This window comes from Prevotella sp. kh1p2 (assembly GCF_900111525.1).
In the GTDB taxonomy this organism is placed as follows: Bacteria; Bacteroidota; Bacteroidia; order Bacteroidales; family Bacteroidaceae; genus Prevotella.
Map to the genome: position 1 here is coordinate 77580 of NZ_FOHY01000003.1, position 13113 is coordinate 90692.

General features: G+C 55.9%; 8 protein-coding genes. 4 read left to right on the plus strand and 4 right to left on the minus strand.

All coding sequences use genetic code 11. The features are described 5' to 3' along the window. Positions 1-246: 246 nt before the first annotated feature. Positions 247-2436, minus strand: coding sequence for a M6 family metalloprotease domain-containing protein (locus BMW31_RS02925; protein WP_255404798.1), 2190 nt, complete (start codon positions 2434-2436; stop codon positions 247-249). A gap of 116 nt (positions 2437-2552) precedes the next feature. Continuing rightward, complete coding sequence (locus BMW31_RS02930; RefSeq protein WP_091820863.1) at positions 2553-3458, minus strand: YfgM family protein; 906 nt, start codon at positions 3456-3458, stop codon at positions 2553-2555. A 149-nt stretch (positions 3459-3607) separates the two neighbouring features. Between BMW31_RS02930 and BMW31_RS02935 the strand changes: the two genes are divergently transcribed. The 4 genes from BMW31_RS02935 (at position 3608) to BMW31_RS02955 (ending at position 9290) form a co-directional block, all read left to right on the plus strand. Further along, complete coding sequence (locus tag BMW31_RS02935) at positions 3608-5590, plus strand: OPT family oligopeptide transporter (protein ID WP_091820865.1); 1983 nt, start codon at positions 3608-3610, stop codon at positions 5588-5590. A 238-nt stretch (positions 5591-5828) separates the two neighbouring features. Continuing rightward, positions 5829-6830 carry a metallophosphoesterase family protein gene (locus tag BMW31_RS02945; protein ID WP_091820869.1) on the plus strand — a complete coding sequence of 334 codons (1002 nt, stop codon included), beginning with the start codon at positions 5829-5831 and terminating at the stop codon, positions 6828-6830. After that, positions 6827-7180 (plus strand): hypothetical protein, encoded by a 354-nt coding sequence (locus tag BMW31_RS02950; RefSeq protein ID WP_091820871.1) that lies wholly within the window; start codon positions 6827-6829, stop codon positions 7178-7180. The genes BMW31_RS02945 and BMW31_RS02950 overlap by 4 nt, the downstream gene beginning before the upstream one ends. A 721-nt stretch (positions 7181-7901) precedes the next feature. Then, positions 7902-9290 (plus strand): amidohydrolase family protein, encoded by a 1389-nt coding sequence (locus tag BMW31_RS02955; RefSeq protein WP_144269504.1) that lies wholly within the window; start codon positions 7902-7904, stop codon positions 9288-9290. Between the two features lie 163 nt (positions 9291-9453). Here the strand turns inward: BMW31_RS02955 and BMW31_RS02960 are convergent, their stop codons facing one another. Both BMW31_RS02960 and nagB read right to left on the minus strand, forming a co-directional pair. After that, on the minus strand, positions 9454-11445 hold the full coding sequence (locus tag BMW31_RS02960; protein WP_091820872.1) for a glucosamine-6-phosphate deaminase: 1992 nt from the start codon (positions 11443-11445) through the stop codon (positions 9454-9456). A gap of 110 nt (positions 11446-11555) precedes the next feature. Beyond that, positions 11556-12347 carry a glucosamine-6-phosphate deaminase gene (nagB, locus tag BMW31_RS02965; RefSeq protein ID WP_091820874.1) on the minus strand — a complete coding sequence of 264 codons (792 nt, stop codon included), beginning with the start codon at positions 12345-12347 and terminating at the stop codon, positions 11556-11558. Positions 12348-13113 lie beyond the last annotated feature (766 nt).

A 13113-nucleotide genomic window follows, 5' to 3' on the forward strand; every position in this document is an offset into this window, starting at 1 on the left:
GCCGTTTACCGGTTGCTTCACATTGCTTGGAGGAACTTTCGACACTTGTCGCACGATGGTGTGACACCTGTCAAACGATTGTGCGACAAGTGTCGAAAGTTCCCGAAGCACCGTCTTTAACACCCCGCCGGTACCTGTACGAGAGCCTACCCAGCCCTCCCAAGGGAAAACGGAGGAAGGGATAACAAAGCAGACAGCCTGCAGCAGGGTTCTTGCTACAGGCTGACTGATAAGGAAAACAGCGCGTTACTTCACCACCTTGCGCCCGTTCATGATGTACACTCCTTTGGGCAGCGACTGCAAACGCGTGCCCACATACTGCCCATTGAGATTGTAGATGCGCCCCGCGGATGGCATGACGGCAGGCGACGGGAGCTGACGGATGCCGTTGGCAACGGTCTTCACGGCCCGTACATCGTCGAGGAAGAAGCGCATCTTGGAGCCGGTGAACTGGATTCTTACCGTACCCGAGCCCTTGAACGTGGTGGTGCAGGAGGTCCACTTGCCGGGCGTGAGACTGAAAGTCTCGGTGCCCAAGATGGCCGTACCCGACTGTACGGTCAGGATAATGTCCGTAGTTTCCCGGCTCCACGGTGCAGCTTTGAAGCTGAAAGTTGTCACGTCATCGGCACTGAAGGCCGGAGTGATAACGCTGCCGTCCTTTGTTCCCGTTCCAAACCGGGCACACTTGTTGGCTCCGTACATAGCAGTACCGGCCGGATAGTAAGCCAACGCCCAGCCATCATTATCGGGCAAGAAGCTGCTCTGCGCCGTGCTGCCGCTCCAGATGTCGTCGTTGCCGCCCGTGCCATTGCACTGGTCGAAGGTTTCATAGAAGGTATAACGGCCCGTCTTGACCGAATCGGAAGGCTCGACCGTAGCCGAATCGGTCTTGAACTCAAAGCTCATGGAGAGGTCTTTGTGCTGGCGGATGTGCAAAATCTTGGCGTTCAAGAACCGCGTATGGTCGGCATTGGCAGCATAGAGCGCCGCTGCAGGCTGCGAATGGCGCGTCAGGCTGTCGTTTGATGCGCAGGGATAGGCGTCGGCACCTATGTCACCAGCATCGAGATATTCCTCCATTTCCTGCGTAAAGACTGTGTTATAAGAGTTGTCGGCGGCAACAGGAGTGCAGCGCTGGTGGTCTGTCGTGCCGTTCACATTGTTGCTGCGCCAGGCCACGGCGTCGTAATCAACATGCACGGCAAGCAGCCCAGCGCCGTATAGTTGGGCGTCCCAGCCCGTTTGCTGACGGTTTTCGAGCAGGTAGAACTCGTCGTGGTGCACCTTATTATATATAATGTAAGCCTCTCCGCCGTCAGTAAGCGGGCGCATGGAGCTTATGAGCGTGTCGGCCGTAAGTTCCCGCGGGGTGAGCCATCCGGCGTACATGCGCTCGTAGGCAGTATAGGCCGCGGGCACCATTCCGTCTCCATAGCCGTCGCCGTTGGCATCACCATTGTAGCTGCCCTGGTCCATCACGTCCCAGTTCTGCATGCCGTAGCCGCCCTGGTAGGTTACATCGTACATGTCGGGCAGGCCGAGACAGTGCGAAAACTCATGGCACAAGGTGCCTATTCCGTTAATCTGAGCGGCCGAAGAGAGCTCTGCACTGCAGGCGTAGGTATCAATCATCACCCCGTCGAGCTTGAGTTGCAGGCCGTTGTAGCTAAGTTCCGACTGGTGGGGCCATACGGTTTCCTCGCCTCCATTGGCGTTTTCGCCCTCTCCGGCGTAAAGAATGTACACCTCGTCTGCCGCTCCGTCGCCGTCCCAATCGTACTTGGAGAAGTCGGTCTCATCGTCTGCAAGCCTGCAGGCCGTGGCCACCATCTGTGCCGGATGTCTGTCGGCGCCCTCGGCATCGTTGCCTCCGTAGTAGCTGCAGTTCTGGGGCAGCTGTACGGGACCCACCACATCGAAGTCGATAACGAACTGTCCGGCGCTCTGCGACTTGAAGTAATCGCGCACACTTCCACGGAAGCCATCGGCCGACTGGTATCCTTCTTCGTTGGCGATGCGCTGGAAGAGCGCGTTGTCATGCCCCTGGGCAAACTGCTTGTCCTTAAATTCAACGAGGATGATGAGCCCCCTCTTGGTGCCCGCATAGACCTGATGGGCAGCGCCGAGGACAGCCCGCGTGGCGCTGCGGCGTGCTGCCCGCGCCCGTGCCACACGCTGCCGGCGGCCCGCGGCCTTGGTTGTAAGCGACCCGAAATCGGCTATCGGCACGTAGGCAGCAGTGGTGCTGTCGTAACGGTAACGCTGTCTGGCCGCATCCCGGAGGTAGTGCATGAACTCGTCGCCACACAATCTGGCGCGCCGCTCGGTACCGTCGGCCAGCCGGATGGTTCTCCACAGGCCGCGCTGTGCTGGCGCTGCAGAGAGCGAAAGCACAGAGGCAAGCAAAACAAAGAGGGTAAAAATCTTCTTCATCCGAAGTTTTTTAATCGGTAAATGGTAGGTAAATAAAAGGTTGTATCTGTTTGTCTGCCCAAACAAATGTGGCGGGCAGAGCCGTAGGAAACGGTTACAAACGTTGAGTTGGGGCATTATTCGCCGTTCTCTATCTGCTTAATGGCACTGGCCGCTTCTTCTTTCATCGTTTCGTCTTCACTCTTCAGCAACAGCTGATAGTATTTCTTGGCCTGCTTCTTATCGCCCAAGACAAGATAGAGATGCGCTATATTGCCAATCACAATCTCGTCTTTGGGGGCATCGCGGTGGATGTCCAGAAAGAGTTTAAGTGCTTCTTCGTTCTCTCCCTTGGCTCCTTTGATGCCGGCAAAGTTGGAACGGAAGACGATGTTTGACGGGTAGGCAGCCACCAGCATGTGTGCCAACTGCTCGGCATAGGAGAGGTCCTGCACCTTCCAAAGCCGGTTGAAGTAATCCTGCATGCTGTCAAAGAACATGGCGGAGCCATCGTCCACCGGCTTGTCAAGTGTCCAGAGCCAGGCGTTGTGGTTATCAGCAGAGCGGCGGATAACGGCATCCAAGGCCTTCAATGCAGCCTCGTAATCTTTCATTTGCATCAATACATGTATCTTGCCGAATGCCAAATCGAGCCTGTCGGGGAACTTCCGGATGCCTGCATCTATCTTTTGGAAGCACAGGTTCATCAGAGAATCGTTGTAGGTTGGCACCGCGTAGAGGTAACCGGCGGTCTCCTGGGTGGTATCATTGCGCAACATAAGGCTCTCACTGCCGTCAGCAGGCGGCTCGGTGGTGAGTGAGAGCACACTCGATACACCTATTTTATAATAGTAGTTGAACCAGGCAGCGTAGACATCAGCCGATTCCGGCTCTGCTTTCTGCCACGCCTCAATTACCTGAAGCAGCTTGTTGGCGTCGCTGTCGTTAAGAACTTGCTGGTACTTATCATACCATTGATGCTGTGCCAGGGCTCCAAACGGGAGGGCCAATGAGGCAAAAATGAGCAGTAGGAGTCTTTTCATGACTGACTGTTTGATGTTAACGGCTGTAAAGTTAGGCATTTTCTACGATACGGCAAGGTGTTTTCGCATTGTTTTTTGACAACATTCTTTGGCCGTACACCTAACTTTTGCTAACTTTGCAACATTGTATTGAAAAACAAAAAGCAAATATGGAAAATAAAGAACAAGAAGCAGTAAAGCTGCCGGAGAACGCGTTCAGGGAGCTGAAAGACGGCGAGGAGTACCGTCCGGTGATGAGTCCGGACCGCGTTTACGCAGAAGTAAACGGCTGGTCGGTAACCTGGGGCGTGCTCATGGTTGTGCTTTTCTCGGCTGCGGCCGCATATCTGGGCCTCAAGGTAGGCCAGGTTTTCGAGGCTGCCATACCCATTGCAATCATTGCCATCGGTGTATCATCGGCTGCGAAGCGCAAGAACGCGCTGGGCGAAAACGTCATCATCCAGAGCATCGGAGCTTGTTCGGGAGCCGTGGTGGCAGGCGCCATCTTCGTGCTTCCGGCCATTTACATGCTCGACTTGCATGCCGACTTCCTCAAAGTCTTCATCGCCTCGTCGCTTGGTGGCATCCTCGGCATCCTGTTCCTGATACCTTTCCGCAAGTATTTCGTCAAGGACATGCACGGCAAATACCCCTTCCCGGAGGCCACTGCAACCACTCAAGTGCTGGTGAGCGGTGCAAAAGGCGGCAACCAGGCCAAGCCTTTGCTCTTTGCCGGAGTGGTTGGCGGGCTCTATGACTTCATAGTAGCCACGTTCGGACTGTGGAACGAGAACTTCACCAGCCGCGTTATAGGCTGGGGACAGCAGATAGCAGACCACGCAAAGCTGGTTTTCAAGGTCAACACAGGTGCCGCCGTGCTCGGTCTGGGCTATATTGTAGGACTGAAATATGCCTCCATCATCTGCTTCGGTTCACTCACTGTGTGGTGGGTTATCGTGCCTCTGATGGCGCTCTTCTTCCCCGACACGGTGCTCAACCAGTGGGATCCGTCCATCACAACCACAGTTGGAAGCATGAGCGCAGAGGACATTTTCTCCCACTACGCACGCAACATAGGCATCGGGGGCATTGCCATGGCCGGCATTATCGGCATCATCAAGAGTTGGGGAATTATCAAGAGCGCCGTCGGACTGGCTGCTCGGGAGATGAAAGGAAAGGGTTCCGACGAGAAAGCCGTTATCCGCACGCAGCGCGACATCTCGTTTAAAATCATTGCCATAGGCTCCATTCTCACCATTCTCGTTACGTTCCTGTTCTTCTATGCGGGCGTAATGAACTTCAATCTGCTGCACGCCGTGGTGGCCATTCTGCTGGTTGCAGTCATCGCCTTCTTGTTTACAACCGTGGCGGCCAATGCCATCGCCATCGTGGGAAGCAACCCCGTATCGGGCATGACGTTGATGACGCTCATCCTGGCCAGCGTCGTGATGGTGGCCGTTGGGCTGAAGGGCGAAGCCGGCATGCTTGCTGCACTGCTCATGGGAGCCGTGGTATGCACCGCTCTCTCCATGTCCGGCAGCTTCATTACCGACCTGAAGATAGGCTACTGGCTCGGAACAACGCCCAAGAAGCAGGAGAGCTGGAAGTTCCTGGGCACCATCATATCGGCTGCAACGGTAGCAGGAGTGATGATACTGCTCAACAAGACCTACGGTTTCCAGGGCGACAAGCTGGCTGCACCGCAAGCTCACGCCATGGCGGCAGTCATCGCTCCGCTCATGAACGGGCAGGGAGCGCCCTGGCTGCTTTATGGTATCGGCGCGCTGATAGCCCTGATACTCGACCGCTGCAAGGTCTCCGCACTGGCTTTTGCCTTAGGTATGTTCATCCCCATGCAGCTCAACATACCGCTCGTTGTGGGCGGAGCCATCAACTGGTTCGTAACTTCGCGCTCCAAGGACGCCGAGGTAAACAAGGCACGGGGCGACAAGGGAACGCTCATAGCCAGCGGTTTCATAGCCGGCGGAGCGCTGATGGGCGTGGTCAGTGCACTGCTGAAGTTCGGCGGAATAGAGTTTAGCTACGACGCGTGGTGGGCCAATCACCTCTCCGAGCTGCTCTCGCTGGGTGCCTACCTGCTGCTCATCAGCTACTTCATCATCGCCACGAGGGTGAAGAAAGAAGATTTGTAACCCTACGGCAGCTGCCGGTCCGGATGGCCGGCGACCGACTTCATAACTACCACAAGGCTCTTTCCCCAACGGCGGGAGAGAGCCTTTTCCGTTTTCAAACGGGTAGAAAAAAAATGAAATTGGCTAATTTAATCACCACGCAGCACCGTTATATGACCCGAAAACGCTATCTTTGCAGCAACGATACGGCAAAAGCGGCGGCCGCGGACACGCGCTTTGCCACAAACGAACGATAACGATGAAAAAGACATTGTTGCTTCTCACCATCATTCTCACTGCCCTCACGGCTCGCGCCCAGGCACTCCGGTTCAGGCAGGGAGAGTTCAAGATAGCCCAGTTTACCGACCTGCACTACGTTACGGGCAATGCGGCATCGGAGCAGGCACTGGCCTGCATCAGCGAGATTTGCCGCGACGAGAAGCCCGACCTCATCATCCTGACGGGCGACATCATCTACTCCAAGCCCGGATTTGCAGCCATGCAGCTGGTGCTCAACACGCTCTCGGCGCAGAAAATTCCCTTCGCCGTCACCTTCGGAAACCACGACGACGAGCAGGGAACGCCGCTCACCGAGCTCTACGACCAGATACAGAAGGCGCCCGGATGCGTGATGCCCGACCGCAAGGCCAGCCGAACGATGGACTACGTGCTGCCCATCAAGGCCTCGGCAGGCGAAAAGGATGCCGCCCTGCTCTACTGCCTCTACTCCCACAACCGCAGCCGCATGGCCGGCGTGGGCGGCTACCAGTGGCTCAACTTCGACCAGATACGGTGGTACCGCGAGCAGAGCAGCGCCCTTGCCACGGCCAACGGAGGCAAGCCCCTGCCCGCTCTGGCCTTCTTCCACATCCCGTTGCCGGAGTTCAACGAGGCCGTTGCCAACCCGCAGTGCGTGCTCTACGGCACCCGGATGGAGCGGGCTCACGCAGCGAACCTGAACTCCGGCATGTTTGCTGCCGTGAAGGAATGCGGCGATGTGATGGGTATATTCTGCGGACACGACCATGACAACGACTACAGTGTGATGTACTACGACGTGCTCTTGGCCCACGGACGCTTCTCGGGGGGCAATACAGAGTACAACCACCTGCGCAACGGCGCCCGCATCATCGTGCTCAAGGAAGGCAAAAGGCAGTTTGACACCTGGATACACGAGCGCGGCGGACAGCTTCTTTACCAGACTTCGTACCCCTCGAGCTACAAGAAAGACAACTGGAAAAACCGCAAAGGCACCCGATGAGAATCATTCACAACCCCCTGTTGCCGCCCCGCAGATACGACGCCATCAACCTCCTGGGGCTGCTCTTCTGCCGAAAGGGAACCATGCTCACCACCTCTCTCATCCAGCATGAGCGCATCCACACGCGGCAGATGATGGAGATGGGCATCGTGGGGTTCTATCTCTGGTACGTGGCAGAGTGGCTCGTGCGCCTCTGCATGCGCGGCCGGGCCTACGAGAACATATCGTTTGAGCGCGAAGCCTATGCCCACATGCACGACCACAACTACCTGCTGCACCGCCGACCGTACGCCTGGCGCAAGTATCTCAGGCGCCGGAACCTGCCCAAACATCCCGATTCAGACCGCTGAATACCTGTTCATTTATTTCAACAAAACACCTCTGTAGTTTCGCGTATTCATCAGCAACCACCCATCCGGCCGCAAATACGCGCTAAAATCGCTATTTTCGCAACTCCTTGAGCATCAATGTTTTACTTCTCAAGCATGCTTTCAGACCGTAAGGAGATGGTCTCCTTACGATAAGGAGCATAGCTCCTTACCCTAAAGAGCATAGCTCCTTACGCTTAAAAGCATAGCTCCTTACGCTTAAAAGCATAGCTCTTTACCCTCAAAAGCATAGCTCCAAGGACTTAAAAGGATAGCTTTTGAGATGTCGGAGGCCATCTTCAACACTTCCGGAGACGGTTTCCGGGGTCAGAAGAGGCCAAAAGCAGTGGTTCCGTTTGCTATTTCGAGCGGAATTGTTGCACTGTTTTTTAGCATGTTTTCTTGACAAACTACAGCCACGGAGTTGGCACTCAGGCACAGTCTGCGGCCCAAAAAGAACCGCAAAAGCATCCATGCGGGCCATTTTTCAAGGGTTTCCATCTGCCCTTCTCACGAAAAGGGACAAATCCGTAAAAAAGGTATATTCTCCTTGTATTTATTTTGCGCACAATTTGCAGAGAAGTTGTAACTTTGCAAAGTGTAACGAGTAAGGGCGGCAACGGCCTCAAAGGGCAGGCCGGCGGCGAACCGGCGGAACTTGCGCCGGGGGCCGGTGCCGCACCAATCAGTAAACAGCAAAAAGATGAAACAGAACAACCGGAAAAATTGGCCCGCAAGGCTGGCGCTCGCGCTTGCGGCCATCGGCAACATGCAAGGAGCCGGGGCGCAGGGCATCATAGACGTACACAGCCACATCATAACCGGCAGCTACCGTGCTGAACTGCAGGCCAACGGGGCCGAAAGGGAAGAGGGATTTCCGCTGCCGGCATGGAGCGTGGCCGACCAGCTGGCCTTTATGGACAGCGCGGGCATACGTACGGCCGTACTCACCCTGAGCGCCCCGCAGCCTTACTTTGGCAATGCAGCCCGCGCCGCGGCATGTATCCGCAAGGTGAACGAGGAGAGCGCGGCCGTAAAGGCTGCCTATCCGGGGCGCTTCCTCTTCTGTGCGGCACTGCCGTTGCCCAACGTCGAGGCCGCTCTGCGCGAGGTTTCGTACGCCCTGGACACGCTTCACGCCGACGGAATCAAGCTGGCCACCAACAGCCGGGGGCAGTATCTGGGCGATGCGGAGCTTGACCCGCTGATGGCAGAGCTCAACCGCCGCCACGCTGTCGTCATCCTCCATCCGCACAAGCCGGAGCCTTATTCGGCCTCGCTCATGGCCGGCACGCCGCTGGCCATGCAGGAGTATCTGGCCGAAACCACGCGGGCCGTGGCCAACATGATAACCCACAACGTGATGGGGCGCTATCCGCAGATTAAGTTCGTGATACCTCATTGCGGCGCCTATCTGCCCATCGCCGTGCCGAGAATGAAGAGTCTGACGGCCGTGATGCAGCAGAACAAGCTCATAGGAACGGTAGACTGGGAGCAGAGTCTGGCCAGTCTGTACTACGACTTGGCAGGAAGCCACTCGGCAGAGACCGTGCGCGAGCTGCTCACCATCACCACTCCCGACCACATTCTCTATGGAAGCGACTATCCGTACGTTGCCCCCAAGGTGCTGGAGCAGGGCCTGCAGCGCATGAAGAGCTATCTGGACGCCAACACGGGACTTGCCCGCTACAGCTCGATGTTCCTCTACGGCAACGCCGAACGCCTCTTCGGCCTTTCAAAAGGCGAAGCTCCGAAGCCGGTGATGGCCGACAGCATGCTCGTAAGGCTGTCGGAGATAGAGGTCTATCCCGAGTATCTGGACGCTTACCTGCAGTATGCAGCCAACGTGGGCGGCGAGTCCGTGCGCAAGGAACCTGGCGTGGTGTGCATCTACCCCATGCAAGTGAGCGCCGACTCCTGCCAGATACGCATCGTGGAGATATACCGCAACCTCGATGCTTACCACAAGCACATAGCCAGCGAACACTTCCAAAGATACAAACAGGGAACTCTGAAAATGGTGAAGAGTCTGAAACTGGTCGACATGCGGCCTCTCGCCCCGGACGACATGCCTGTTATATTCAGCAAATAAGCCGCCTGCCGCCACGCAGGGGCCTATATATTATAAAGGTGTAAACGTTCGGTTTGCACCTTTTTTCATGTCGTCAGGCAGCATGAAGGTTGCCGGGAGGGCCGACGAAAAACGGGACAAAGCCCGTAAAGGCAATGTCCCGTTGTGGTGAGATGAGATTATCTTAAATGGGTTTGTACTCCACAAAGGCCTCCATAGCTTCGTAGCTGGCCAGTCCGAGGTCGTCGTACAGCTTGGCGGTGCCGCGGTTACGGTCCTCTGCCCGCTGCCAGAAGAGCCGCTCGTCGTTACCCAGGAACGGCGCGGACTCCATCTGACTGGAGTGTTTCAGTATGGCGTTGCGTTTTGCGCGCAGCTCTTCGGGCGACATGGGAACGCACATTTCGATGTTTTCTATTTCCCATTCAGCCCATGCACCGCGGTACATCCAAATCCTGCAGTCCTTGAGCCACTTGGCGTCAGCTTCCTTTTCAAGGTCAATGGCAGCCAGAACAGCGTCGGTGCACTTGCGGTGCGTGCCGTGCGGATCGGCCAAGTCGCCGGCCACAAATATCTCATGAGGCTTCACCTCCTTCAGGAGATTGCGCACAATCTCTACGTCCTTCTCCGTCATAGGCAGCTTCTCAATCTTTCCGCTCTCGTAGAAAGGCAGGTCGAGGAAGTGCACATGGTCGAGCGGAATCTTGTTGTAAGTGCATGCGGTGCGTGCTTCGCCGCGGCGGATGAGGCCCTTGATGGTGCGCACATCAGGCGTATCGATGTCGCCCTCCTTCTTTCCGGCCAGGAACTTCTTGATGTCCGCGTACATTGTCTTGATGGTTTCTTCCTTGTTATCGAGGAATAACTGGTTGAAACCGTTGACGAAGTGCATGAACCGAGTTACCTCCTCGTCGCCCACGGCGATGTTACCAGAGGTCTCGTAGGCCACGTGCAGGTCGTGACCTTGGGTTACCAGGCGCTGTATAGTGCCGCCCATGGAGATTACATCGTCATCAGGATGGGGCGAGAACACGATGATGCGCTTGGGAAAAGGCTTGGCCCGCTCCGGCCGATAGGTATCATCGGCGTTGGGTTTGCCGCCCGGCCAGCCGGTAATCGTATGCTGCAAGTCGTTAAATATCTTGATGTTGGCATTGTAGGCCGAGCCGTACAGGGCCAGCAACTCACTGAGTCCGTTCTCGTTGTAGTCCTTGTTGGTGAGCTTGAGGATGGGCTTTCCCGTTACCTGACACAGCCACACGAGGGCTGCGCGGGTGAGTTTGTCGTTCCACTTGCAGCTTGTAACGAGCCAGGGGTGGATGATGCGGGTGAGTTTACCTGCCGCCGAGAGGTCTATGATGACGCGAGCATCGTTGTGGGTCTGCAGGAAACTGGCCGGAATGGCATCCGAGATGCGGCCTTCGACGGTCTTCTGAATAATCTCGGCCTTCTCTTCTCCCCATGCGGTAAGGTAGATTTTGCGGGCCTGCAGGATGTCGGCAATGCCGAGGGTGATGGAGCACGGCGGCACGGGTTCTTGCGAACCGAAGCTCATGGTCATCTCTTCGCGGCTGGTGGCGTCGATGAGTATGAGGCGTGCAGCTGACGTGAGGCCGCTTCCGGGCTCGTTAGTAGCGATGTTGCCGATACGACCGATGCCCAGCAGCATGATGTCTATGCCGCCGAAAGTCTGTATGCGCTGCTCGTAGAGGCGGCATTGCTGCTGCACGAACTCCTGCGACACGGTTCCGTCGAGCGAGTAGATGTTCTGCTCGGGGATGTCAACCTTCTTCAGGAAGCGCTCCTTCAGCTGGAAGAGAGCACTGTGCTGGCTGCCCGGAGTGAGCGGAAAATACTCGTAAGCGTTGAACACCACCACGTTGCGGAAGCTCACTTCGTGCTTCTCGTAGCGGCTGATGAGTTCCTGGAACACGGGCGTAAGCGACTGTCCTGTGCCCACTCCGAGCACGCAGTACTTGCCCAGCTGCTCCTTGGCCTTGATTTCGCTCACGATTGCATCTGCTATGCAGCGGGCTCCCTCTTCGGCTTTGGGGAAGATGTCGGTAGGAACCTTCTCCATGCGGGTGATTTCCGAGCGCTCTACTGCTGTCTTGGGAGCGTAGAACTCTTCGGGTACTTTGTTTAAAACGATTTCAGAACTAAGATGAAGTCTCATAGGTTATATTTATTATAGGTGTTTAGTGCAAGACGTGCGGGCACCGGGCAGAGGCGCGCTGAGGTGTGGCAGCGCGTCCGTTGTCCGATACCGGCAGGTTGAAAGAGGGTTTAGAGATTGTCTTTCTCTATGTCCTTGAAGTATTTGTAGGTGCCAACCTTGAGCTCGTCGGTGGCAGCCTCGTCGGCTACGATGATGGCATGGGCGTGCTGCTGCAGGGCACTGATGGTCCAGGCCTGCGTTACCGGCCCCTCTACAGCGGCCTGCAGGGCGCGTGCCTTGTGGTGTCCGTTGACCAGAATCATTACCTCACGGGCTTCCATTACCGTACCTACGCCAACGGTGAGGGCGTGTTTGGGCACCTTCGTAACGTCGTTGTCGAAGAAGCGGCTGTTGGCTATGATGGTGTCGGTGGTGAGGGTCTTGACGCGCGTATGCGACGTAAGCGACGAGAAAGGCTCGTTAAAGGCGATGTGGCCGTCGGGACCTATGCCGCCCAGAAACAAGTCTATGCCGCCTGCCTCCTTTATTTTCTGCTCGTAAGAGGCGCACTCCGCCTCCAGGTCAGCAGCGTTTCCGTTGAGTATATGGATGTTCTCGGCGGGGCAGTCGATGTGGTCGAAGAGGTTGCGGCGCATGAAGGAGTGGTAGCTCTCGGGGTGTTCTTCGGGCAGGCCCACGTACTCGTCCATGTTAAAAGTAAGCACATGGCGGAACGAAACCTTACCTGCTTTGCAGGCGCTGACCAGACAACGGTACATTCCCTCGGGCGAAGAACCCGTTGGCAGGCCAAGTACAAAGGGATGCTCGGCCGTGGGCCGGGCTGCGTTAATTCTCTCGATGACGTGATTGGCTGCCCATTCAGACATCTTTTCGTAATCAGATTCGATAATTAATCTCATAATCCAATAATTTTAGTTTGACTCTTTTAATTGCCACAAAATTACCAATTATAAATCAGATGGAGAAATGAAAAGTCATTTTTTATATTAATTAAATGAATAACCGCGCACCGGCACCCTTGCGAATGGCCTGCAACCGGCCGGCTGCTGACGCGAAACGGGAGGACGGAAGCATTGCCCCGGCCTCATCATCCGTCCGCCGCGCAATGGCGGAACACACCCCGCAGTCCATCAAAAGTCCTTCTGTAGGCAGGCGAAAAGAAGTCTCCCGACCCTCTGGCTTTATCCTCCGCGTAAGTAACTGATAATGAGCTGCTTTGTAAAAGGTATCGTTCAAGCCCCTTGTAGATATGCTTCAAGCCCCTTGAACGATACCTCCAAGGAGCTTGATAGGCACCTCCAATCCGCCGACAGATTTTCTCCTGCTCCGCCGGAGGTTTTTTAAGACAACGTAAGAAGGTGTTTTCTACCGCTTTGCAGCAATCTCTGTGCCCGCGTTCTTCTTGCTCTTAAAGACAGAGTAACATAGTAATTTTTCAACTGCCGCGGACCTGCTGTCGATTTGCTGATTGTTTTTAAAGACAGAGTAACATAGTAATTTTTCAACTGCCGAAGACCCATTGCTTAGCAGGAGCGAACAAACGACAGCTTGCAAAAAGGCAAACCGGTAACCTCCCCTTAGAAAGGGGAGGCGGAGGAGGGGATGACCGCGTGGCAGGAAACAGCGAACTTGCAGCAGGAATCATCACCTCCTAACCTGTGAATT

What these genes read in the sequence shown, in the direction of transcription:
- nagB (WP_091820874.1), bottom strand. Translation starts at nt 12,347, where the DNA reads ATGAGATTAATTATCGAATCTGATTACGAAAAGATGTCTGAATGGGCA.
- BMW31_RS02955 (WP_144269504.1), top strand. Translation starts at nt 7,902, where the DNA reads ATGAAACAGAACAACCGGAAAAATTGGCCCGCAAGGCTGGCGCTCGCG.
- BMW31_RS02935 (WP_091820865.1), top strand. Translation starts at nt 3,608, where the DNA reads ATGGAAAATAAAGAACAAGAAGCAGTAAAGCTGCCGGAGAACGCGTTC.
- BMW31_RS02960 (WP_091820872.1), bottom strand. Translation starts at nt 11,445, where the DNA reads ATGAGACTTCATCTTAGTTCTGAAATCGTTTTAAACAAAGTACCCGAA.
- BMW31_RS02925 (WP_255404798.1), bottom strand. Translation starts at nt 2,436, where the DNA reads ATGAAGAAGATTTTTACCCTCTTTGTTTTGCTTGCCTCTGTGCTTTCG.
- BMW31_RS02945 (WP_091820869.1), top strand. Translation starts at nt 5,829, where the DNA reads ATGAAAAAGACATTGTTGCTTCTCACCATCATTCTCACTGCCCTCACG.
- BMW31_RS02950 (WP_091820871.1), top strand. Translation starts at nt 6,827, where the DNA reads ATGAGAATCATTCACAACCCCCTGTTGCCGCCCCGCAGATACGACGCC.
- BMW31_RS02930 (WP_091820863.1), bottom strand. Translation starts at nt 3,458, where the DNA reads ATGAAAAGACTCCTACTGCTCATTTTTGCCTCATTGGCCCTCCCGTTT.